12 protein-coding genes are annotated in these 26200 nt (G+C 36.0%); 1 reads left to right on the forward strand and 11 read right to left on the reverse strand.

What is annotated here, in order from left to right:
• Positions 1–39 precede the first annotated feature (39 nt).
• From rhaT to ABD935_RS12565, 11 genes are all read right to left on the reverse strand, one after another.
• Positions 40–1092: an L-rhamnose/proton symporter RhaT gene (rhaT, locus tag ABD935_RS12515; RefSeq protein WP_345192447.1), complete on the reverse strand. Its 1053-nt coding sequence runs from the start codon at positions 1090–1092 to the stop codon at positions 40–42.
• 24 nt (positions 1093–1116) lie between these two features.
• A complete protein-coding gene (locus tag ABD935_RS12520; RefSeq protein ID WP_345192449.1) occupies positions 1117–2508 on the reverse strand; it encodes a sulfatase in 1392 nt (463 codons plus the stop codon).
• 135 nt (positions 2509–2643) lie between these two features.
• Positions 2644–6126, reverse strand: coding sequence for a glycosyl hydrolase (locus ABD935_RS12525; protein ID WP_345192450.1), 3483 nt, complete (start codon positions 6124–6126; stop codon positions 2644–2646).
• 53 nt (positions 6127–6179) lie between these two features.
• Positions 6180–9464 (reverse strand): glycosyl hydrolase, encoded by a 3285-nt coding sequence (locus ABD935_RS12530; RefSeq protein ID WP_345192451.1) that lies wholly within the window; start codon positions 9462–9464, stop codon positions 6180–6182.
• Between the two features lie 9 nt (positions 9465–9473).
• The gene (locus tag ABD935_RS12535; protein ID WP_345192452.1) at positions 9474–12362 is read right to left on the reverse strand and encodes a glycosyl hydrolase; all 2889 of its coding nucleotides are present in this window, start codon (positions 12360–12362) and stop codon (positions 9474–9476) included.
• Positions 12363–12372: 10 nt separating this feature from the next.
• Positions 12373–13806, reverse strand: a complete 1434-nt coding sequence (locus ABD935_RS12540; RefSeq protein WP_345192453.1) for an L-fucose/L-arabinose isomerase family protein — start codon at positions 13804–13806, stop codon at positions 12373–12375.
• A 1-nt stretch (position 13807) separates the two neighbouring features.
• On the reverse strand, positions 13808–14680 hold the full coding sequence (locus ABD935_RS12545) for a hypothetical protein (protein WP_345192454.1): 873 nt from the start codon (positions 14678–14680) through the stop codon (positions 13808–13810).
• Between the two features lie 50 nt (positions 14681–14730).
• Positions 14731–15972, reverse strand: a complete 1242-nt coding sequence (locus ABD935_RS12550) for a hypothetical protein (RefSeq protein WP_345192455.1) — start codon at positions 15970–15972, stop codon at positions 14731–14733.
• A gap of 182 nt (positions 15973–16154) precedes the next feature.
• Entirely contained in the window at positions 16155–19307 is a 3153-nt protein-coding gene (locus tag ABD935_RS12555) for a family 78 glycoside hydrolase catalytic domain (protein WP_345192456.1), read from the reverse strand.
• 151 nt (positions 19308–19458) lie between these two features.
• Positions 19459–21789, reverse strand: a complete 2331-nt coding sequence (locus ABD935_RS12560) for a glycoside hydrolase family 78 protein (RefSeq protein ID WP_345192457.1) — start codon at positions 21787–21789, stop codon at positions 19459–19461.
• A gap of 67 nt (positions 21790–21856) precedes the next feature.
• A complete protein-coding gene (locus ABD935_RS12565; protein WP_345192458.1) occupies positions 21857–25123 on the reverse strand; it encodes a family 78 glycoside hydrolase catalytic domain in 3267 nt (1088 codons plus the stop codon).
• A gap of 192 nt (positions 25124–25315) precedes the next feature.
• On the opposite strand from ABD935_RS12565, the gene ABD935_RS12570 reads away from it, so the two are divergent.
• Positions 25316–26200, forward strand: coding sequence for an AraC family transcriptional regulator (locus ABD935_RS12570; RefSeq protein WP_345192459.1), 885 nt, complete (start codon positions 25316–25318; stop codon positions 26198–26200).

The following is a 26200-nucleotide window of genomic DNA, read 5'->3' on the forward strand; positions in this document are numbered from 1 at the left end:
AGTATCCTGTACTGTACCGATTAAAATATAAAAGCCTATTTAAATAGAATTCCCAATGCCAACAAGAACCACAGATAAAAGAATTACTAGTATTCCACTTGCAATAGTCCATTTCGTTTTATTAGCTACACCAAACCATTCTTTTCGGTAAATACCCCAAAGATTCGCCGTTAGAATTATGGTGGACATGTGTAATATCCAGGAACTGGCTCCATTACCTAGTTTGCTTTCGCCCATACCATAAAAGAAAAATTGCAAAAACCAAATGGTTCCTGCCAATGCCGAAAACATTAAATTCTTCCTAATAGGCGTACTCGAATTTGCAAAGTCTTTATAGGACTTATTTTTAATACTCAGCATGGTGGTCCAAACTAAATTAGTAGCTAATCCCCCCCAAAGAATGACAACAAATGTGACGTTGTTTGAATATAAATGATCATAGCCAGCTTTTACAGCAGCATCTGCTAAGGGTTTTCCTGCTTCTATCCCAAAACTAAAAAAAGAGCTCAAAATACCTGAAAGGACAGCAACTATTAATCCTTTTACCAAATTAAATTCTAAAACACTTTTCTTTTTTTCTTCTTCTGACAATTCCTTTTCTTTCATGACACCAGCCTTTCCACATACAGCAATACCTATGACACAAACCAAAACCCCAAGTAACACAATTTGCCCTCCTGAATCTGCTAGCATATCTGAAAAAGATACTTTTCCCTCCTCAGGATTTATATTGTAATAAATAGATGGAACTATAGCACCGAATGCAGCACAAAACCCTAAAACAACAGAGTTCCCTAACGACATACCTAGATATCGAACCCCTAAACCATAAGACAAGCCACCTACGCCCCATAACAATCCCATTAAAAAAGTAAAACCAACAATTGTACTAGAACTAGATGCAATGATTTCTGCAAATCCAGGTACCGTTAACCACGCAGCAATTGGCGGTACAATTAACCACGACATGACGCCCCCAACCATCCAATAGGTTTCCCAGGCCCAATCTTTTACTTTGTTATAAGGCATATAAAAACTACCTGCGGCTACACCCCCTAATGAATGAAATAAAACGCCTAATATTGCTTGCATAATTTTTGAATATATAATTTACTATTAAAGTTTACTTATGTACTCTGGATTTTTAGTTTTTGGAATTGGCGCATTGGTATTTTTCCACCATTTTTTTAGAAGGTTTAATAGTTCTTCTACTTTTTCAGGATTTGTTTCTACAAGATTGTTTCTTTCTCCAATATCTTCGGATAAATTATATAACTCTAACCCATTGTCTTCAAAATAATAATGAAGTTTCCAATCTCCTTTTCTTACCACAGATCCAGGACGCGTTCTAAACAAAGGGTCTCGATTTTCATTATCATTTACATTATAAGCTTGCAAATAAATGGGGAAATGCCAAAACAAAGGACGTTCAAACACCTGTACTTCTTCTTCTAAAACGGGTGCTAAACTATTTCCATCTAACTGAAGTGTACTCGCATCAACTCCTGCATATTGTAAGACCGTTGGAAAAATATCTAAATTGGTTATTGGAACATCACTTTTAGTATTTGGTTTAATTTTACTATTTAAAGCAAAGAAAAAAGGCTCTCTAATGCCACCTTCATAATAGCTACCTTTTCCTGCTCTTAATGGTTTTTGTTTAGTTATGCCATACAAACCTCCGTTGTCTGAAGTAAAAACAATAAGTGTATTATCAAAAAGATTTTTTTCTTTTAATTTATTGATTAGTAAACCAATATTTCTATCAAGGTTGTCTACCATTGAAGCATACTGAGCATTACCTTGACCATTCCAAGGAGATTTTTTTTCATATTTAGGTACAATACTATCTACTGCCTTTATAGGAACATGAACTGCGTAAGGCGAATAGTTAAGATAAAATGGATTTTGAACGGTATCTACAAACCTTAAAGCATTTTCCATAACCAAATCCGTCAAATATTGGCTATTACCTTTTTCAATCTTCACATTCTTATAAGGTGGATAATAGCTTCTAGAAAACCCATTGTGTCCACCTCCAATATTCACATCAAAACCATAGTCTAAAGGATTATCACTTAAATGCCATTTCCCTGCATGACAAGTTACATACCCATTACTTTGTAAAACTTCAGGCAGAATATCATGTGCTGGCGACAGCGTATGTGTATTTTTTATGGGAATAAGCTTTCTGTCTTTAGCTTTACCTCTTGTTGAAGGGCTTACTGTATAAACCCCATGGCGTGGTGTCCACTGTCCTGTCATTAAACAAGCCCTACTAGGGGCACAATTAGATGCAGATGCATACGCGTTTGTAAATACCATGCCTAAACTAGACAGATTATCTATGTTGGGAGTTTCATAATATTCACTACCCATAAAACCTACATCTTTCCAACCCAAATCATCTACATTTATAATGATTATATTAGTAGGTTGTTGACTACATGCACTTTGAACTATAACGCTTAAGAGCAACAGAGCAAACCTAAATACTACTTTATTCATCTTTGTAATTTAAACTAAATTTCAAACTTAAACCTTAAAATTAATTACCACGTCCTGTACCATCATGCCACTAATTTATCTTTTAAAAATTCTAAGATTCGAAAAACCCTAACCGTTTCATTTTTAAAGAATTAGCTACTTTAAAACCTTTACTTTAGAAACCACAATTTTCACTGGTCCCAATAAACCTGATGGCAACAATTTTGAATCCTTATGCCAATGTTTAAATGCAGCAAGTGTTTCACGCTCGGTTGGACGCTCAGTATTACTTAAAAGCCACTCAGGCCATTGTATTATTTGCGGACCTTTCCGCTCATAATCCAGTGGTAATTGTTCATCTCCAATTAGTCTATTAGGCCAAAGATTAGTGATTTTTACCTCTAATGTATTGGTGCCTTTTACAATAGCGTTATCAATATTTATTCTGTAAGGGGCTTTCCATAATATTCCTAGATTTTTTCCATTGAGAATCACTTCAGCAATTACTTTAACATTACTTAAATCTAATTCTAAAGAATAACATGATTTTATAAGTTTTGCAGGGATTTGAAACTCCTTTTTATAGCTGGCCGTCCCCGAAAAATAACGAATAGCTTCTTCAGAGGCATCTGACCATGAAGTCAAATTCTTAAAAGTTTTATCTAAAACAGCTTTATCTTTCAAAGGAAAACTCACGTTCCAATTCCCTGTCAATTCAATAGGTTCTGGAACTGATTTTACTTTTAACGTTTTGGTTTTTCCGTTTGAAGATTCATAGGTCATTTCACCAGCAAAGGGCGTAACCAAATTCACTTTATCATCTTCAAATACTAATTTTGGTTCTGATATAGTTTGGGTCAATTTTAATATACCTCCATTGGAAACAGTAACAATTTTCTCCTCATCATTAGTGGTATAAATAACGCATAAGGCTTTCTTTGTATTAATTTCTTTACCTTCGAGGAAGTTATCATTTACTGGTATTTCATAGACTCCTGAAGCCATCATTGATTTTACATTTTCAGTGACATCAAAAACAGGTTTGTTTGGAGGGATGCCATCAACACCTCTTTCAAACTTACCAAATACAGCTTTCAAGATTTCTAGTTTACCACTAACAGGAGCGTCAATTTCTAGCCATTCTTTTTCCATGGCATTTTTTTCGAATACCGCTTCTCCAATTTCATATTGAATGCGTAATTCCTTTTTGTAACCAGGAGCTGGATCACCTTTAGAAAGTTCTCTTGTCGCGTGTATATTCAATCCATTATTTTGAATCCTGTTTGCAACCACATCTGTCACATCAACCAAACCATCAGGTAAAAATGTGCCGTATTCCGCTTTAATAATTTTCAAGTTTGAAAGTGACGTTACCACTGGGTTTTTTAACTTCATTTCAGCATTTACAATATTTTGATCTGAATGTGTCGGATTTCTAAAAACCACAAAAACAGAACCTTCTGGCTCAAACGTTATCGACACTGTTGTAGTACCATCATCATTTTTCTGCCATATTGTGGCCTTAGTTACTTCTCCGGTTTCGGCATTCCAAAGCTCAGGTTGTTTTCCTGATACTCGAAAACGACAGGCTAACTCTCGACTTTCTTTTTTAGAATTTACTACAAAATAAATGTCAGTATCTTCTGTTTTTCTGTGAATAAAATCTACAGATTCACGATGTCCTTCTTCAATAGAAAAATCGGGAGGCCGTGTTCCATTCTTCAAAACATCTACAATTGAATGCGCTTTTACGAGTCCTTTATCCCATAATTTATTAGCCGTTTGTTCAACATCTTCATCACAGTCAGGATATTTTTTAAGGCTTGGAGATTTGTTAGGTTTAGAACCAACAACTAACGCTCCATTTACCGCAAGTTCTTCAATTTTAGCAAGCATTTCTGGTGTCATCCAATCGGTTGAAGGCAACACCAAAGCTTTGTATTTTTCACCAACAGATGTACACAATAAACCTTCCCTAACCGTTAATGAATTTATCTTGTTAGACCCTATCACGTCATAATCATATCCTAATGCCTTTATTTCCGGCATTAATAAGGCGTCATTGGGAGATGCCTCGCCTGTAAACACTAATACTTCGGCTACAGAGGTGCCTTGTTGTAATAAAAACTGACCTCTACTGATATAATCCACAAAGGGTTTACTTTGGTTCCACCACGTATTTAAGCGGTTGAAGTCGGTTCCAAAAACCTGTAAAGTCAACCCAGGACCTACATCCCAAGGTTGATGTACATAACTATGAAAAACAAAACGATTGATACCTTGTGCCCATGCTAAATCGCCCATGGCTTTAAGCGTACTTGGGTGCTGATCCCAACCTCCCATTCCTGTAAAAGACTCTGCCTCAGCAATCGGGTTTCCATTTAATTTGGCAATAGAGGCAACAAATTTAGGCGAGTCAAAAAAGGCAAGACTTCCGCTCCAAAACTCAGACATAACCATATCTGCCTTTTCTCCAACTTGCATATTATCAAAGGGGCCCCAATAAGGCTCAATAGAAAGAAACATGTTGTTTTTATGACTGAGTTCAGCAAAACGCCCATAATAGTTTTCAGCGATTAAATCACCTATCGTACGACGGAAATCCCAAAGAAACCGCTCTGTTTCTTCTCCACTCTCGACGTAATAACCAGCCAAAGTGGGCAAATATGAATAACAATCATAAGAACGAAGTGTTTTGAATGCTTCAGCGAAATTAGAAGTCCAATTTGTGGTACCCACTTCATAACTATCAATATGACATCTTTTAACAGTGATACCAATTAGCGTGTCTAATTTTTTTAGTATGGGTTTAATGCTGCCATCCCAAAACACATCAACCGCTTTTTTATTCATTTTATCACATTCTAAACCACGACCGCCATCACTAGGAAAACGATTCATTTCACCTGTTGGGGTATGTCCCATTCTTAGAATAATCCACTCTTCTGCAGGTGCATGCCATTCTAAAAGACCATCACTGTTAAGCTTCGATGTTAAATCAATAATGTCTCCTTTTTTTACTACTGCCAAATCAGTAATAGGCTTATCATCAGGGTTTAAATGACTGCGAACTTTATGAAAAAGGGTTTTTATTTCTAATTCATCAATACGTACATCACTCTTGGGTTTTGGGAAAGCCAGTATAGCAATATCCTTGTAGAACCCTAATTTGGTTTCAGGTTGTTCTAACTTACCTTTAAATATTGTAGCTCCCTGATGTATCGTTTCCGTATAAACCAGTTCTTGCATGGCATATTCTGGGGTAATGGAAGGTCCTCCAGATGATGACCAACCAGCACCATTATGAAAACCTAGGTCAAGCCCCAAACGTTGTGCTTCCAATCCAGCATAGTTAAAGAGTTCCAGCCACTGCGGACTTAAATAAGGCGCCACACCTTTAGGATTTCCTAAACTCACATTAAATATAATTACGCCTTGAATGCCTACATTTTTCATGGCTTCTAAATCAGCAGTTATACCCGTTTTCGTGACATTTCCATTAATCCAAAACCAAATAGTTTGTGGTTTTGCATCTGACGGAGGGTTCTGGAAATTCTGTTCAAGAGACGCATTTTGAGCTTGAAAAGTTGACACAAACAAACTAAGTAACAACACTACAAAAATGGTTTTACTTACCATACTTCTAATTTTTTTATTGAGCACTCGATTACTGATCATATTGTGTAGTTATTTTATTCATTATTTTTAGTTGACATCCATACTTTACCAAAAATCCCAGAGGACATGATTCCGTTATTTGGCATTTTCTCAAGGGTGTTTGCCAGCACCCATGTGTCTCTTTCGTCTTGAGGTTTCTTGTTTTGCCACAACATTTGGTTCATCCAATTATTTGTAACATCAATTTCAAGTGTGTTTGTACCTGAGATAGCAGTATTTTCAATTGAAATGCGATAAGGGGTTATCCAAAGTGTTCCAAGTTCTTTGCCGTTGAGTTTGACAGTTGCTATCGTACCGATATTTTCAAAGTTTAAAGCAATAGATTGTTTAGCTTCCTCCTCTGATAATTCAAAAGAAGTGGTGTACGTTGCAGTGCCAGAGAAATATTTAATCTTTTCATCAGAGGAAGTCGTCCAATCAAATAAGGGTTGTTTTTTTAGTGTGAAATCGGTTTCTAACCATTCATTTTTAAATTGAATGTCCCATAATGAACTTATTTGTTTCAATGGTTTTTCCGCTACGAAATTTTGTGCTACTGATAGGTTTTTCTTTGTTCCATGACCTTGCGCTCTAAATACAATAAAGTAGCTTTCATTCACATCAAAACTTAAAGGAACAATGGTACGCTCTCCTTCATTACTATATATAGGTAGTTTACGAGATGTAGCATCAAGTGCAGACCAAAGCTCTGGACTTTTTCCAGTAATTCTAAACGAAGCATCAAAAGTCACTTTGGTATCTCCTTGATTGGTTATAAAATAAATGTCTGCTCCCTTTAACTTGCGATGTACCCATTTTACATTTAATGAATCAGGGAATATCAAATCTTCATAGACCTGATGTTTGTTTAAAATCTCATTGATATTTCCGTTGGCATACACGTTTCCTTTGCCAAATTTATGATGGAAAAAGTCTATAGCGTTTGGTTGTGTGTCACCCCATAATTCCTTAACCATTTGCGCTACCTCAATATCACAATTTGGGTAATTTTGAAGGCTTGGAGATTTTTCGGGTGGTATTCCTATTAAAGTAAGACCTTGTTCAACCAAATCTTTAAGTTTTCGCAACACCTCAGGGCGCATAGTATTCCAAGGAGGTAATACCAATGCGCCATAGTTGGCACCACTTTGTAAAACCAATCTACCGTTTTCTACTTTAGTTTGCTCTGTAATGATTTCTGCATTGATAAAATCATATTCATAGCCAGCAGATATATTTTGATCTACCCATCCTCTCATTTTAGGAGACTCTTCACCAATATAAAAGCAAACATCGGCCATATGCTTGCCTTGTTGCAATAGAAAATAGTTTCTACGTTGGTAAGTAATCCACTCTTTACTTTGCGCAAACCAAGTGTTGTTTCTATTAAATTCTGTTCCAAACCAGGCATTCATACCCGGAAATTTATCTTCATATGGCTGATGAATATATACATGCAAAATACCTTGATTCACGCCTTGTGTATAACTCCAATCTCCTGATTTCTTTAACCTAACAGGACTTACAGAAAAAGGAACTTCGCGTGAAGTATAAGACTCTGCATAAACTCGGTTTTTACCATAAATATGACTTGCAGATGCGGCAAGTTTAGATTCGGGACCTTGACGATGGATCCAGAATTCGCCACCAATTTCATCGGCGCGACCACCATATTTTAAAAATTCAGAAGGAAAACCAAAATGCCCATAATTTTCAAGCCACATAGAAACACCATTTTCTTCACAGATTTCTCTAAGCCCACCCACATATTCATCGGCAACCTTATCTGCTATTAATCGACGTAAATCCCACAAAAAACGGTCAGATTCTTCTGCAGAATTGACTATGTTTCCTGTAAGTGTTGCCAGCCAAGGTATAGGATCATAGCAATAGGTTTTTTCAAATGATTCCTTCATATCATCTGTCCAGTTTTGAGGCCCTGTTTCGTAACTATCTGCAATAACACGTTTTAGAGATTTTCGCTCTTCTGCAGTCATGGATTTTATCATTTTTCCCATGTAAGCATCAAAGTGAGAACGCAAAGCTTTTTTACTCAATTTATCCACTTCAAGTCCGCGCGCATTTGGGGTTGCTGGTCGGTTAGTTTGTCCTGTAGGGGTCATTCCTATGCGCAGAATTTTCCATTGTCCTGCAGGTGCATTATCCCATTTTAAAACAGTACCATCAAAATATTCGGTTAAGTTTATAATTTCATCTGTATTCAATAGGCCTTGTTGCTCACTGTATTCCGGTGTTTTCCATTGAAATACTTCCCATCCAGGAACACCTCTATTGGCCATTTTATTGAGCCATTTTTCATTCCCATGTTCAATTTTATAAATCTCGGAAAAATGAATACCTGTTAATTCAAAATTAGCAGGCACTTTGTCCATTACAATTCTGATTTTTTGAGCTTCAATATTATCCAATGCCATAATCATATCTGCATCTGGTATAGGACCACGCCCAGGCAAACTAAAAGCACGATCAAAAAGCGTTTTCTTTACGGATTTGAATTTTCCATCTTCAAAGACTTGGACTTCAATATTCGATTTAAAGTGCATTTTTGTTGGGCTAACCGTAAGGCTTCTTGCTGTTATAGGGGTAGCAAATGAAACCTCTAAGATTAAAGGTTCTTGCCCATTGTTATTAAAAGTGGTTACTGTGGATTTATTTTGATCGAGCAAGTTTTTTAATGACGAAGCTTTACAATTTAAAACTTTGATTTTAGGAGTAGCTGTATGCTTTTGATGGATAGGGTACCCTAAAACCGATACATCCTGAAAAAATTCTTTTGGCTTTTCTAGTGCTATCTCAATATTTTTATCACCAGAAACAACTGTTTCAGAATACGTCAAGTAGCGCATAGCCTGTTCTTCTTTTACCCATGGCCCACCAGATTGACTCCACCCCGGTGAGTTGAAAAAACTAATATTCATACCTAATCTCGTACCTTCACTTATGGCATGACGCATACAATCCCACCATTTTTCGCTCAGTGAAGGCGTGTTTCCCATTGGTGTATCATAACTTAATCCATGAGGATTGGTTGAAGGAGGCATGTAAAATATATCACCTATAAAAACCTCACCAATACCAACAGCATTCATGGCTTCTAAATCTTTCGTTATCCCTTCTTTGGAAATATGACCACTTAAAAAATACCAATATATTCCTGGTTTTGTTGAGTCAGGTGGATTTATAAACCCTTCTTTTAAATTGGCGTATCCTTCAGGAGTTATAAATGCTTCGTCTCCTTTTTTACAAGAAGAAATAGTCAAAACAAATAACATTAGAATTGGAATATATCGTTTCATCATCAAGAAAAATTAATCATTTTTTGTTGTTAAAATTTGTACAGGCCCAATTAATCCAGAAGGCAGAAGCTGTGTTGCTTTAGTGAACTTTCTGATATTGGTTTTAGCAAATTGCTCTTTTTCTGAAAAAAAGGCATCACCAATAAGACGATTTGGCCAAAGGTTAACAACATCTATTTCTAAAGTGTTGCCTTTTGACTTTACATGCGATGTAATGTTTACTCTGTATGGTTTTGACCAAGTAACTCCTAGATCAACACCATTTACTTTAACACGAGCCAACTCATGTACTTGTCCTAAATCAAGGTAAAGCTCTTGATTTTCATTTAAAGAGATCATATCGAAAGTTTTACGATAGGCAGCAGTACCCGAGTAATATTTAACACCTGTGTTTTCGTGTTTCGACCAATCTAATAAATTTGGAAAAACGATGGTTTCTGGTCCTCCCCAATTCTTATCAAAACTCAAATCCCACGCCCCTTCAATATTTTGAACTGTTTTAAATTTAGGCCAATTTGAAACTGAATTTTGATGTGATATTGACTCTTTAAAAACAACAAAATAAGAACTTGACGGTCCAAACTCCATAGGGATAATGGTTTGTCCGTTTTCTACTTTAAAATTGGTTAAAAGACGCGTTTCACCTGTGACAGGATTCCATAATTCTGGCTGTTTATCACTCACTCTGAAAGTACAGGCTACTTTTTCAACAGGTTGCCATTTACTTGAAACATAATAGATATCGGTATCTTCAGTTTTGCGGTGGATATAATCGATAACCCCTACATCACTTAAACCAGTACATTCAAAATCTGGAAGAATATTTTGATTCTTTAAGACTTCTCTTATGGATTTATTCCAAACAAATTTCCCTTTGCCAATTTTATATTCCCCATTTTCAAGATTGCCCCAAATACGTTTTGTCAAATTTTGATACTCACTAAGATCGTCTGTATTTCCCAACATTGAGGATTCTATTTTACCCACAACTGTTGCGCCTTGTTCTGCAAGTTTCACTATTTTTTTCAATGCTTGTAGTGATACAGGCGTTTTTTCGTCAATAACCAAAACCTTATAACTCATATCATCTGGCAATACCAATTTGTTATTTTTGAATTCTAGTCTGTTTAACAAAACCTCGTCGTTACACTTATCATAATCGTAACCTGAACCCAAACTCTCGGGTGGGTTTTTCATACCGTCCTCCCATTCAAATGCATCAGCTCCTAATCGTAAACCGTGTCCGTTATAAAACAGCACATCAGCAACAAACAAACCTTGTTGTAGCATGTAAGAGCAACGTGAAAGATAGTCTACAAATGGCATTGATTGATTCCACCACGTATTCGTTCTATCAAAATGAGTACCTGCACTGTGTGTTAAACCAGGTACATCAGTAACAGACGGACGATGCGAAAACGTGTGAAAGCAAATCCAGTTGAGTCCATCACAAAATGCCTGATCTGCAGCGGCTTTCATCATAAAAGGAGAAACCTCCCAATTAGGCCCCACCGAAGTGAACGACTCAGCAAATACTTTTTTGATGCCATAGGTATGTGCTGCAGTTGCGGCTTCACGCACTAAAAATCTACCACTCGGTTTTTCTCTGTGTGGCGAAGGCATCCAAAATTCTCCCATCGCTACATCGCATTTGCTTACACACTTTTTTAAATCGGCTTGGTATTGATGAGGTCCTGCAGCTTCGGCATAAGATTCTAATTTGTGTTCGTGTGCAACCTCTTGCTGCCTTCCATAATGATTTTCTGAAATTAAATCGCTAATGGTTAATCTAAAATCATTTAAAAAATGCTCAGTTGTTTCATCAGATTCAATGTTTACTCCGATTAATGCTGGCATGTATTTCACAATATCATAACCTCGGCGTGCTTTGAATTCTTCTGGAAAATGTTTTGTCCAATTTGGGTCACCAGCTTCCCAGCTATCGCATTCTACATATTTAAAAGCTTTTCTTTCCTCAGGATTCATCTCATTTAACAAGATTCCCACGGTTTTTTGCCAATGCAAATCAAAAGCATCTCTACTTAGATGGTCGATATAAAAAACACCACCTAAATTACGTCCGGTTGGGCGGTAGCCGAATCGAATAACACGCCAATCACCTTTGGGAGCATTCCATTTTAAATGGCCTTTTCCATCAAGCTTGTCAGTTAAGCTTATTATTTCGTTTATCGAGGGCGTTTTCTTATCAGGAAAAGCCAAAATAGCAATATCATTGTAAAAGGCATTTTGTGCATCTTTTACCGTTTGATTTTCTCGTTGTCTTTTGATTTGAACAGGAAAATTTGGTTTAGGAAAATCTTGGTTTATCATATTTCCTCCTTCAACCGATAGTTCACTCCAAACGATCTCTTGTTGTCCATAATTTGGAGTTACCCAAGGCGCAGCACATCCAGCAGGACCAATGAAAACACCAAAGTCTAGTCCTAATCTTCCAGCTTCAAGGGAAGCAAATCGCACCATGTCTCGCCATGGTGCTGACCACGTTTCCATTTTATCATCAGGCTGACTCAAGCTTCCGTTTTTGTATTCGTTTGTGATTTCGTATCTGATTTCTGTAGTATCAATCACGGTTTTCTTTTTCCATTTGTGTGAGCCAAAAGGACCGACACCACCATCTAAAACCATACACCCTGATAAACCTTTGGCTTTCATTTCTTCCAAATCACTCGTAATGGCTTCTTTGTTGGTAGGTGTTTGAAGCCACCACCACCATGCTTGTGGTCTTACCTCATGTGGTGGATTTTTAAAATTTTGTTGAAGGGAGGCCTTTTCGGAATCACCGGAATTTGAATTTGTCAAACATGAAGTAAGAAGTATTACTAATCCAAAACAAATACTCTTTACTGCAGGTATGAATTTTATTGTGATGAGACCTTTCATATATAACATCTTAACAAATCTTAACCACCTTAAGACCAAGAATCTGTCCTAGCTTTTCAATTTTATTAGCAATATGCCCAACACCAATAGCGCAATGGTGAGAAGGCCCCTGTTTAGACCATTCGTTCATAAACGCTCGTGCCCCTATGGAAAAGCGATAACGACTATTCGTGTTTCCTATTTGCAAAACAGGACCTTCGACCGATTCGCCTTCAGCAACCAACAAAAACACAGCATCTTTTCCTTCTACAACAGACAATAAGGTTACATGACCATGCTTTACCGTCATTTGAATAGACAAACCTTTTCCAGGTTTACCGTGATAAACCGGTAACGGCACCAATTGCACATTACCTTCTGCTATCGCGAAATGCGCAGGACCATCGTGTCCTAGCATGACAATATCATCATTAAAATCCATAGCATAGAATTCAGAAAACGAACCTCCTACACCAAAGGCATCCATAATTTTCATGGCTTGCGCATTCTTTACTTCATACTCTCCTGCAACAGGTACATTTTTTCCTGTTAACAAGGTGTTTCCTGCGATAACAGAGGTTACAATGTTTTCGTATTCGTTAGCCGATTCTCCTTCATAATAATATGCCATAGAACCTAGATTGTGATTTTCTACTAACTTATCTAATGCAATCGATGTTTTTGCGGCACGTATTAACTCAACTTCTTCGCATACATCAAGAACTTCAAATGTACTTTGGAATTCCTTAATCTTTTCCTGTACTTCATTTTCTGTAACAGCATCTCGATACTTTTTCACTTCACACATTTCTAATATTTCAATGTGTGTTCCAAAAGCGGCAGATTGTTTGGTCAAATCAGAATATACATCAAGCATACCACAGTAATAATGCCCTAAAACCCCTAAACGATTATTATTCATAACTTTGACTACTTGAGTAGCATCTATCCAATCTTGAATCTCATCCCAAACTTCTTGTTCATCTAAATAGCCTGTGATAAATTCATAATCAATACCAGAACGATTGAAAACATTTGCCAATTCTGGAACAGAACAAGCTTGACAATGTGCCAACCACTCCCCTGTCATTTTACCTCTATCTCCTAGTTTATTAAAGCTTTCGTAATCTATCGCTGCAACGGGCTGTATGTTTAAAATGATTACAGGACATCCTAATTTTTGAACAACAGGTAAAACTGTTGAAGACAAAGCATAGGTGGAAACATATAGAAAAAGTATATCAATATCTTCTGTTTTTAAAACCAGTGCTTTTTCTCTAGCTTTTACGGGAGAATCTACCAAACCTACATTAATCACCTCCGCTCCAAAGCCTTCCATTCTGTCTGCTACTTGCTTTTGATAGCCTTCCAATCGTTCTAATAAGCCTTCAAACTGTGGCCAATAGGTATCTAAACCAATACCAAAAAGACCAACTTTAATAGTTTTTGATTTTTTTTTACTCATTTTAATGTTTTGTTTTATTTTTTTCTTCAGAAGTATTTTTAACGTATTTTAATAGCATATCTTTTACCTGATATACTGCAGGTTGAATTTCGCCTTCATTTACATTAGCTCCTGTTATCCAATAATATATCATGCCGGCATCAGAACAGTCCCATTTTCCTTTTTGAAACTTAACCACGTTATCAATCTCAGCTGTTTTTCCCATTAACCAAACCCAGCTCAACCTATGATCTGTATGATTCTTCGCCCAATCCCACTGTTTTTCATCTACTTTTAATAGAATATTTTGGTCTGGAATACGTACTTCTTCTACATTAAACTCTAGAATTTCTTCCCATTCATAAAACTCTCCGGTTTGGTCGTTTGCCGGATGATGTGTAATTACCTTTACAAATTTATGTTTCGACTTTAAAGACGCATCTAGGGCTAAACCTATTAAATCTGGTTCTCCTGCTTCTACAATCCAAAGCGGATCATTTGCTGTAGATGCATTAATAGATTTTGCCAGATCTTCTATGGCCTTATCTAAATTCCATTTAGCATCAATAAAGGTTAAATGCTCAAATCCTCCCCAGCGTCTGGCTGTACCGTCGCAAGTGGTTTGCATCAATGCATGACGCTCTCTTTCTGCTGCCTTCGAAATTCTATTAGAGGGCACGATATCGCAACTATGCGAATAGTGCACCAATTTATCTTCTAGACCCGCAGCACGAAGTAATGCCAGGGTAACAGCCGTTCCCCCTAAATCATCGGGGTCTGGAGAATTACCATCTGCAACTACGGCTATACGACCAAGAGGCGGATTAATTATTTGTGAAAATGCAGTTTCCGTTATTAACAGTACCACTATTATAAAAAAAGCTATTTTATTCATTTTTTAAATTTTTATTAAGTCTATTAATTTTAATTGCTATTGCTGTCTTATTAGTCTTGAGAATAGGATGATGGGGCATTTAGTATTTTTTTACCTTTTCCAACAGGAGTAAATACAATTCCTGCCCAACGTCCACGTGTAAATTCTTCTCCATCAGTTCCAACTTCAGCTTTAACGGTAATTTTATCGCCTTTTTTCAGCTTGATACTTTTCCAAATTTTTGTGGAATTTTTACCTTCTTCAAACATTTTATCTGTTAAAGGTGGTTGATATGTGCCAATTTCTTTTCCGTTAATTAATATTTGGAATGTAGAGCTACCATCATTTTCACCAACACCTACAAAAACGATATCATAAGTTCCGCTTTCGAAATTAAATGCTGTACTGGTTATTGCTTTTTTATGCGTTTTCGGGTTTATAGCCATCCAATTTTTTCCGTTGGTATAAAAATCGGTGCCTACAGATGGAAATTGTTGTGCTGCAATCCATTTATTATCAGGTAAAGCTTCTGCAATAGTTTTAAAGTAATTCTTTTTTATGATAGGAGCTGAGACACTTGCATATGGCTTAGGAAGCTGACCAATAGCCTTCACTTTTGGCCCCTTACCTTCTGGCTTATACAATTTATCCTTTGTTAAAATAAACTTATCAAACTCAAAACCGTCTTCGCGCATACTAAATTGGATATCGTGTACACCTGCTTTTTTAACATCTAGATAAATATTGTAAGGTATACCGCAATGTATCTCTTTAGTACGTTGCTTGCTAGCCCATGTCCAATGAGTACGCCCTTCACACCATTGCATGCGTTGCCCACTTTCTGGCCATTCACCATTTAAACCTACATGCACACCATTGTCTTCTCCACCAGTACTCATAATTCGTGCCCAAACATAATAACGTCCTGGATTATTAAATTTGACTTTATAATGCACCGTAGCCATAACACCAGGAATGTCGCTAAAATTCTCCCCTTTTATTAATTCATCATCATGAGTTACCCTTGTGTCTGGTAAAATCTCTAGGTAAGCATTGTTACTCGAGCCATAAACGTGCAATGTATCTTCATCTCTTCCAACATTAGGTTTTTCAAACTTAGAAGACCGATACCACTGTCTAACATCCTTTTTAGTTTGTTTGTAAAAGAATTCGGCTTCAACAGCTACAAGACCTGCTTTTTCTTCAAAAACAACGTTTTCGCCAATAATAGAGTTTGTTAATTTTTTTGATTGTGCTTTTGAGATAAAACTAACGCTTGTTAGTAGTATTAAAAATACTAGTTTTGTTTTCATTTGTATTAATTTATTTAATTGTATTTGCTATTTATTCATCTTATTTAAAAATTATTTTTGAAGCTTATTATTTAAATTTCTTGCTTTTTCAGAAGAAATTAACTCCTTGTTATACATAATAAATTTATCAAGTTGATATACAGCCATACTTGCAACAGCTAATACTCCAACATTTAACATTATTATTTTATATTAAATATTTTAAACTCTTTAATTGAAGGTACATTTTTTGAATCAACGATATAAATTCTACATTTAGTTGATGTAACCTTATCAAAACTATGTTCTTTATTTGCACCACGACTTGTACCGCTAGCGTTATCTTTCCATTCATTATTAACCCAATATTGAATTTTATATGAAATGATTTGATTATCAAACTCACTAATTACAACTTTATTAAAAGTTTGTGGTTTTACCCAAGTAACTTCTAAATATTGATTTTTAGTTTTAGCAGATAACCATCGCGTTTCATCATCTTCATCATTTGCTTTAAAAGCTTCAAAACCCGGAAGTTTCTCTGTTTCAATAAACATAGATGACGCACTCATTCTACCTACTAAAGCTAGATTATCTAAGGTATTTAGTGGTTCAGGGAATGTTGTTTTTGGTACCTCAGTTACATCAAAATTGTAAATTCCAGATTCTACATTAAAAATCACATAATTACTTACGGCAGCATTTTTTTCAGTACCAACATAACTTATACTTTTGGAATTTTCAGCCAACTGATTTCCTTCTTTAACACTTTCTTTATCTGTAGCTGGCACATAAATTTTTGCTGTTGTATTTACAGGAACTTCAATATGAAATTTTGCTTTATCATCTTTCTTTGTCCAATTTACAATCACATTTCCATACAAAGATTTATACTCAGTATTTGCATACGTTAAATCTCCAACTAGTGCGGGTTTTATAATCATACTTTGCATTCCTAAACTTTCAGGATTAGGTCTTATTCCGCCAAAACCTTTTATAAAATATCCTCCAATTCCTGTGTAACAGGTATGTATCTGACTGTTTCCAACTGCAGACCAACGTTCTGGCCAAACCGTTTTTCCTTGCTCTATAAAATAGCCATAACTAGGATGATGTTTATCTTCAAGTAATTCATAAATTAAATCCATTCGCTCTCCAGACTCAATAAAATAACGCGTGTATAATGCTTGTCCTGAACTACCTGTGTCGTAATAAGGAAATTTATACAGTACATTATCTTCCAAAACAGCTTCTACTTTTTCCGTTTCTGATGCTGGCGTTACTCCAGACAGTAGTGCAAATGCTTGATCTACTTGCTGGCCTTTTACGTACTTTCCTGTCTTTGGATTGTATGATAGTTTGTGAGTTGCTTCTCGCTGAACTTTTAACCAATTTGCATATTTTTTTGCATCTTCATTCTTGCCTAACACTTTTGCAATTTTCTCTGCATTATCTAGCATAAAAGCATACAAACAATTATTAAAATGAACGGCTTCAGGCGAATTACTGCTCGTCCAAAAATTACCTCGTGGTGTACACCAATCACCTAATCCAGGGAATTCTCTTGCGCCTTGTTTTCCTGCTTTTATAGCGCCTCCCGTTTCAAAATTAGAATGATCTAGCATCCATTTCATCCATTTTTGCATAGATTCATAGTTGTCTTCCAGCACCTTTTTGTCTCCCAACATTCTGTAAGTTTCCCAAACCGTTAATGGACTATTGGCTTTCCACATTAAAAACGGACGGTCTTCTTCGTTTATAACACCCCTGATTTGACCATCATGCAACTGAGCATCTCTGGTATATTGTAAATACTGATCCATATAGGCACCGCTTTCAAAATTGGGCAACGCATCTCCGTACATGGCCGCTACAGTAACTTCTCCCCAACCACGACGTTCTCTATGAGGACAGTCTACCAAGATACCATCCATTGTGTTTGCTAAATAGGTATTTAAATTAATTTGATAAATTTGATTGAGTTGTTTACTAGAAGATTCAAACTTACTGATTTGCTTTCGGTTATTGGTTACAACGTATCCTTTAGCGTCTGCTATTTTGGGTTCATATTTTAAACCATAAACGGTAACCCATCGTCCACCAGCGACATTAAATCGATTTTGGAATTTTCCTTTTCCAGATTTACCGAAAATGTATTTACTCTTTTGATTCCAACTGGTTGTTTGACCTAATTGATCACTTATTTCAAAATAAACGGCACCACCTTCTTTTCCATTATATAATTCTATTTCGAAGAAGCCTGTATAATTTTCTCCCATATCTATAAGACAACTACCATCTTTATTATATGATATACTTATAGGTTTTACTTCTTTAAATTTTACTTGAGGTTCTACAATTTGTGCACTTAATTTAGCCGTTATTGGACTATATAATGCACGAACTTCTCTATCTTTTATACTATTTAGTGCAAAGCTTATGTTGTTCCCTTCTGGTATATTTTCATTAAGCATGTTGTGATTGTAAACAATAGCATTCATCCAGTTACTATCATCGTAATCTGATGTATTCCAATTGTCCTCTCGTTTTCTATCGTCAATAGTTTCTCCTCCAAAACGCAAAATATCCCAATCGCCATAATACTCGCTGTGACTTTTTTTGCACTTCCAGGTTTCATCGGTACTAAGTGTCATTTGATTTATACTGGTTTGTATTTCAGCTTGTGCTTTAAATACAAAAGGAATGTTTCTATACTCTCTAATTCGTCTCCAACGTGCCCAACCTGCAGCGTGCCAAATAGCAATTACATTATCACCTTTTTTGAGTTTATCTGAAATGTCATAAGTTAAATACGGAATCCTTTTTTTCATGTATGATGATACTGGATTCATGACATTATCAGTAACTTTTTCTCCATTCACATACAATTCATGGTAGCCAAATGATCCTATAAAAACAAATGCTGACGTAGCCTCCTCTTTTAGTTCAAAATTCTTTCGGTACCAGTTGTGGTCGGTCTTTTTTTGATCGCTTTTTAAAATCCAGTCGCCTTTCCAATCCTCTTGATTAAGCAATCCCATAGAAAATGTAGCCGGTTCACTCCAATGCGAAGCATTGCCCGAAGCATCCCAAACTTTTACTTTCCAGAAGTATTGTTTTGCAGACTCTAGCGTATTGCCTTGATAAGTATTGTTAACAGATTGATTGGTTTCTATTTTTCCTGAATCCCATACATCGCCTTTATCATGACTTAAAACATCTAAACTACTAGCTACTAAAATTTGATAAGCCGTTTGCTTCTGCCCTCTAGTCTGATTAACTTCAACAAGTTTCCAACTTAATCTTGGAGCTGTATTATCTATTCCCAAAGGATTTATACGGTATTCACAACGCAAATTTGTAAGTTTTATTGATGATTCACGGCAACTCAGAATGCATAACGTCAATATCAAACATAAAGGAATTAATAATCTGTTTTTCATTTTTTATATAACTTATTCGATTTGCATTCAAGTGTTTTAAGCCTCATTAGAACTATGCTTGTTACTAGTGGGTGATTTCTAAATTATCAAATAGGTTTTCATCGTAGGAACTAGCCAACATAACATACCCCGTGGTCTTTTGATGTGATACGTTTACCAAAGAAACCTCATCTACAAAAGCTTCTACTTCTTTATTTTGAAAAGTGAGCTTAAGGGCATGCCATTGATTACCATCAAAATTAGGAATAACGCCTTCTTTTAGCACCTCCTTATCAAACATCAATTTCCAATTACCATTTTTCGCTACCTGAAAACGATAGCCTTTTAGGTAACTTCCTTGAACACGTCCTCCTAATTCTAAATTACCTCCTTCAATAAATACGTCGACACTACAGGTGTAATTCTCCCAGTTTACATCACCCACTAGTGTATTGGGTTTAATGTTTGAATGTCGATAAACCCGCATCCAGTCGTAACCTTGTTCGGGAATAATTTGTTTTAAACATTGCGAACCATCTTCTTTTAAAGCAATTTCAAAACTCCCCGTTTGATCTGAATGGTACTTAGGAAGATCTCCCGCTTTTCTATCTTCATAGTCTTCCCTATACGGAAAAGGAAATGGCTGTTCTTCAGGAATTTTATAAGTCCCTTTTTGCTGTCCAGAGGTAGTAGTTAAAGAATATATAGATTGGGGATCTAGTGAAATTCGAATCACTCCATCTTTTGGCATTACGCTTTCTTGCTGAACAAACTGCTCATTTTCATCAGATTTCCAGACATTAACTGTACCTGTTGAAAGACCTTCTCCTATTTTAATTTCAATTTCTTCTTGCTTTTCGGTGCAAATTATCATACTCCACTCTGGGCTATTTTTTTCTTTTAAAGTTACACAACTTCCTTTATAAGTTGCGCTGTCAAAAAGACCGCATGCACTGTTTAAGTACTGCCAGTTGAGAGGCTCAGTAAACTGAGTAGTGTGTGCTGTGGCCCAAATAGTTGGCCAAACTTCATAATAACCACTCCACGGACTGTTTGCCTTCATAGCCCCAGCTTTATCCCAAGTTACTGATTTATAGATTGAACCTATAGGAGCCCATATTAATGTTTTAGTAATTCTGTCTCGGATATAAAACTTGTTGTAAATGCGAGCCAAATTTAGCGCTCCTGCGCCTCCCCAATCTTTTCCTGTCCAACTCCAATCTTCACTAGCCCATAATAGTTTACCACTATTCTTAGCTTTTTCGGTTGTAGGACGTCCGCGACCATCCACCATATTTTCGTTAAACTCACGCCCTGTAACATAGTGGTAACCTACAGCTTCTACTACTTCATCGAATGCTTTATCATTTTCAAATTCGTTAAATATCTTCCAATCTCCGCTATTATCATCTGGACCTTGAATTTTCACATTATTATAACCTCGAGAATCTAGTAAAGGACGCACTTCATTTACAAGCCAATCACGATTTGTATAATTCTCATTTTCTGCAGCTGCAACCCAATCTATATCCAATTCCCACTGTTTTTTAGCAACATCCAAAAAAGTAACAAAATACTCTGCAGATTCGGATGTATAAATATCAGGTTTTAAGTACCCAGGAAAACTCCACGGAAGATATTCTAGAATAACCTTAGGATTTCTGTTACAGGCCTCTTTCATTAACCAAAATTCATAACCTCGTGATACCGGATTTTTTAACTCTTCTCGTGTAATAGCATGTGATGGTTCTGAACCACAGGTTGAGTTTTCACCACCACCCATTTCTACTTTTAAATGCTGAAAACCGGCACCAAATTTGGGTTTAAACAAATAATCAAGTATCTGACTTCTAACTGAATCTTCGTAATCATACAACAAGTCCGAAGAAGCACCCGCACTTACTCCACCAATACCTTCAAATGTGCGCCCATCATCATGTCCATTCAATGAAATTTGTATAATGCCATTGCTGTTAGGAAATACATAAGGTTGAAATGCGGTTTCTGGGTTTTCTATGTCTCCCATTTCAAACCAAGATAGTTCGCTATGTGCTGCTCCTCGGTTGTTTCCCCAAACCGTTACTTTCCAATACACACGCTGACCTGACTTTAAGGGGGCTCCTGAATATTGAAACGGGCCGGTTTCTGATGTACTTGTTGGTCCAGTATCCCAAATATCTGGGTATTTAAGCTTCTCAATAGATGTAGCCATCATAATACGATAACCGCCTTGCTTCGGGCTCTTTTCATCTCCTATATATGTCCAACTAAAATAAGGACTTGAATTGGTTATACCCAATGGGTTTACCTCTGAATTACACTTTAAGTCTTTTACCTCTATAGCATAAACTAAAGAACTGAAAAACAGTAGATAAACCAGGATTACACTACCGTAGGATTTAGATAATGTTTTCATATTTCTATATTTTTATTTTTTAACTCTTCTATTAAATAATAGTAAACCTATATTTTATAGACTCCATTTATTTATGGGAAATCTTGAACTCTGAAATTGCTGGGTTACTTTTTGATTTAAGGATTAGAATTCTACATTTTGATGCTGTTACCGTTTTAAAATCATGACTATTATTAACTCCACAATTTTCACCTTTAGCCACATCATTCCATTTACCATCATTAAAGTATTGAATTTTATAGCTTGAAATATTTGTATTGAACTCATCTATTACAACTTGGTTAAACTTTTGAGGATTTACCCACTCTACTTCCAGCCATTCGTTTTCAGTACTATTTGCCTTCCAATGGGTTTCCAAGTTTTCATCATTGGCTCTAAACGCTTCAAAAACAGGCAATTTTGCAGATTGTATTGTCATTGAAGACGCATTCATTCGTCCTATTAAAGCCAAATTTTCAGGTTGATTTAAAGGTGCAGGATATCTTGTTTCTGGAAGCTTATTCACTTTAAAATCATATACACCAGAACCTACTTTATAAATAACATAATTACCTACCGCATCACTTTTTTCTGAACCTATATAAGTAATACTATCAACATCTTCAGCAAAGGTTTCTCCTTCTAAAACATCTTTGCTTTTATTAGCAGGGATATATACTTTAGCTGATGTGTTTACAGGAATTTCAATATGAAACAATGCATCTGTCTCTGTTTTTTTCCAGTTTACAACGATGTTTCCATACATGGATTCGTATTCTGTATTCGCATAAGTTAAATCGCCCACAGGAGCAGGTTTTACAATAAAATGCTGCATACCTAAATGATCTGAATCTGGTCTAATACCAGCAAACCCTTTAATAAAATAGCCGCCTATGCCCGTATAGCAAGTATGAATTTGACTGCTTCCTATTGCAGACCATCGCTCTGGCCAAACGGTTCTACCCTGCTCTATAAAATAGCCATAACTTGGGTGCCTTGTATCTTGAAGCAATTCATAAATTAAATCCATGCGCTCTCCATACTCTGTAAAATAGCGCGTATACAATGCTTGCCCAGAGCTTCCTGTATCGTAATATGGAAATTTATAGAGTACCTGATCTACCATATTATCATACACTTTTTGCTTTTCAGATTCGGGTGTAATACCTGAAATTAAGGCAAAAGCTTGATTCACTTGATGGCCTTCACCATACTTTCCTGTCTCAGGATCGTAAGTCTGTTTGTGCGTCGCATCACGTTGCACTTTTAAACGTCCTGAATATACTATTACATCCTCTTTCTTACCGAGTGTTTCTGCAACATTCTTAGCACAATCGAGCATAAACGCATACACACAATTGTTAAAATGCGCCGATTCTGGTGAATTACTTGCCGACCAGAAGTTTCCTCGTGGTGTACACCAATCGCCCAAACCAGGGAATTCTAAGGTTCCGCGTTTTCCAATAATTAAAGCACCTCCCGTTTCATAATTTGAATGCTCATACAACCAATGCATCCATTTTTTCATGGAAGTGTAATGGTTTTCTAGCAAACGCTTATCTCCAAAGGTGCGATACGTTTCCCAAATGGTAATGGGGCTATTTGCCATCCACATTAAAAAGTTAAAATCGTCGCCATTTATAACAGCACGTACCTTACCATCATCGGCTTGCGCATCTTGCATAAACTGTGCATATTGCTCCATGTAAGCACCACTTTCAAAATTAGGTAAAGCATCACCGTATATGGCCGCTACAGTAACTTCGCCCCAACCACGGCGTTCACGATGCGGACAATCCACTAAAATACCATCAATAGTATTCGCTAAATAGGTATTCAGGTTTATTTGATAAATTTTATTCAACAGTTCGCTAGAACTTTCAAATTGACTAATCTGCTTACGATTATTTGTAATAACGTAGCCTTTTATATCTTTTAATTCTGGTTTATAATTCAACCCAGAAACCGTTACCCAGCGTCCGCCAGCTAAATTAAAACGATTTGTAAAATGACCTTCGCCTGTTTTATTATAAATGTACTTGCTTTTTTGTTTCCAAGAGGATGTTTGCCCTTCTTGGTCGCTAATTTCAAATACTATGGAATCACCTTCAACACCATTATACATGTTCATTTCAAAATAACCTGTATAGTTTTCGCCCATATCAATTAGGTAGGTACCATCTTTATTTTTCTTAACACCAATAGAGTTTACCTGTTTGTATTTAACTTGAGGCTCTACCATTTGGGCGCTTAAAGTTGCTGTTATTTTTCCACTCGGTGGATTAGCATCTGTACTTGGTACACGAACAGCACCTTTTGGACCTAAGTTTATATCGGCTATACCAACCTCCATTTCTTTAGAATCGTCAAATATTTTGGCATTTGCCCAATTACTATCATCATATTTAGCCGTATTCCAATCGTCTTCTCTTAAACGTTCGTCAATAACTTCACCTCCAAAATCCAGAATATCCCAAGCACCATAATACGAGCTATAACTTTTTTTACATTTCCATGTTTCGTTGGTTTCCAATACTAGATCACTATTACCAACTTTAATTTGAGCCTGAGCTTTAAATACAAATGGCGGATCGTAGTAATCTTTTATCCTACCCCATCTTGCCCAACCTGCCGCATGCCATATCCCAATAACATTATCACCTTCTGTTAGGTAGTCTTTTATATCATATGTTAAATAAGGTAAACGTTTTTTCATAGCTGACGCAACTGGATTCATTACGCCTATACTTACTTTTTCACCATTGACATATACTTCATGATATCCAAAAGAAGCCACATGTAGAAATCCTGATTTAGGGTCTTCATCTAATGTGAAATTCTTTCTATACCAGTTATGGTCTTTCTTATTTTGGTCTTGTTTGTAAATCCATGTCCCCTTCCAATCTTCTTTATTAAGAAGTCCCATTGAAAATGTTCCTGTATTACTCCAATTTGAAGCTTTTCCTGAAACATCCCATACTTTAACCTTCCAGAAATATTGCTTTGAAGATTCTAAATTTTCTCCTTCATAAACATTATTCGTAGATTTATCTGTATCAAGTTGACCAGAATCCCATACATCTCCAGTGTCATGCTGCAAATTATACAAACTACTAGCGACTAAGACCTGAAAAGCGCTTTGTTCCTGACCTCTTTTTTTGTTTTCTTCAATAAGCTTCCAACTAAATCTTGGTTTGATATTATCAATTCCCAAGGGGTTTGTTCGATATTCACATTTAAGATCCGTGACCAAAACTGTAGAAACGGAATCACAACTTGCTATTGTTAGCATTAATACTACTAAAAGCAGTTTAATCACATTTCTACTTTTATATTTTACTAGTTGTTTTATCATTTTATTTAACATAAGCATTTTATGACTTCCTTTTTTCACTATTCTATTTTATCACTTTCACGTCCAACAAATTGCATCCCTCACTCAACATTTCAATTAAACTTATTACAATAATAAACTTAAGAAGTAAAAATCTGCAATTAAACCCATAATTCAAATTAACATTTTGATATATTTGTTGCATAAAATGATATGAAAAATAAGTACCGAAAATATCTTATGGTCTTTGAACAGGACAAAAAATGGGGATTCTATGTGAATAACCTTGGACGAACTGTTATTGAAAAGAACTCCGTCTATCCATCTAAAGACCATCCAGACAACTATGTATTTACATGGGACAAAGGGCGGGTCTTAGAAGAATTCCACATGGTTTTAATCACTAAAGGAAAAGGGGCTTTTGAAAGCACAAAAACGGGTAAAGTTAAAATTTCAGATGGTGATATTTTTCTACTATTTCCTGGAGAATGGCACCGGTACAAACCAAAAAAAAAGACGGGCTGGACAGAACGCTGGATTGGATTCTCGGGTGATATTGCCAAACAGTTCCTCTCTAATGGTTTTTTTAGTCCAAATGACCCTATAATATCGAAATGCAACAAAACTAATGTTTTAAATTATTTCAATACACTTTTCAAATTATTTGATGAAGAACCTTTTGGTTTTCAAAAAACAGCTTCAGGCATATGTATTCAACTCATGGCAGAACTCCATAATATAAAAAATGGAGGTAACAACCTTGAACATCTCAACACTATGGTATCTAGAGCAAAGGGCATCATGTATAAGAACATTGACAAATCAATTGATTTGATTAAAATAGCTTCAGATTTAGGGATAAGCTATTCAAAATTTAGACTCGATTTTAAAACACAAACAGGTGTATCGCCATTGCAATACTATTTATTGCTCAAAGTTGAAAAATCCAAAGAACTTCTTTTAAACACTAAAAAGACTCAAAAAGAAATTGCTTATGAACTAGGTTTTGAATCAGACTATTATTTCAACAGACTATTTAAAAGCAAAACAGGTTTAGCACCCGGTAAATTTAGAAACATGAGCAAAAAACAACTCTAG

The organism is Algibacter agarivorans (assembly GCF_039543245.1).
GTDB classification, from domain to species: domain Bacteria; phylum Bacteroidota; class Bacteroidia; order Flavobacteriales; family Flavobacteriaceae; genus Algibacter_G; species Algibacter_G agarivorans.

Coding starts and splice junctions, on each gene's coding strand:
- ABD935_RS12530 (WP_345192451.1), bottom strand. CDS start 9,464: ATGATGAAACGATATATTCCAATTCTAATGTTATTTGTTTTGACTATT.
- ABD935_RS12570 (WP_345192459.1), top strand. CDS start 25,316: ATGAAAAATAAGTACCGAAAATATCTTATGGTCTTTGAACAGGACAAA.
- ABD935_RS12550 (WP_345192455.1), bottom strand. CDS start 15,972: ATGAAAACAAAACTAGTATTTTTAATACTACTAACAAGCGTTAGTTTT.
- ABD935_RS12565 (WP_345192458.1), bottom strand. CDS start 25,123: ATGATAAAACAACTAGTAAAATATAAAAGTAGAAATGTGATTAAACTG.
- rhaT (WP_345192447.1), bottom strand. CDS start 1,092: ATGCAAGCAATATTAGGCGTTTTATTTCATTCATTAGGGGGTGTAGCC.
- ABD935_RS12520 (WP_345192449.1), bottom strand. CDS start 2,508: ATGAATAAAGTAGTATTTAGGTTTGCTCTGTTGCTCTTAAGCGTTATA.
- ABD935_RS12525 (WP_345192450.1), bottom strand. CDS start 6,126: ATGGTAAGTAAAACCATTTTTGTAGTGTTGTTACTTAGTTTGTTTGTG.
- ABD935_RS12545 (WP_345192454.1), bottom strand. CDS start 14,680: ATGAATAAAATAGCTTTTTTTATAATAGTGGTACTGTTAATAACGGAA.
- ABD935_RS12540 (WP_345192453.1), bottom strand. CDS start 13,806: ATGAGTAAAAAAAAATCAAAAACTATTAAAGTTGGTCTTTTTGGTATT.
- ABD935_RS12560 (WP_345192457.1), bottom strand. CDS start 21,789: ATGAAAACATTATCTAAATCCTACGGTAGTGTAATCCTGGTTTATCTA.
- ABD935_RS12535 (WP_345192452.1), bottom strand. CDS start 12,362: ATGAAAGGTCTCATCACAATAAAATTCATACCTGCAGTAAAGAGTATT.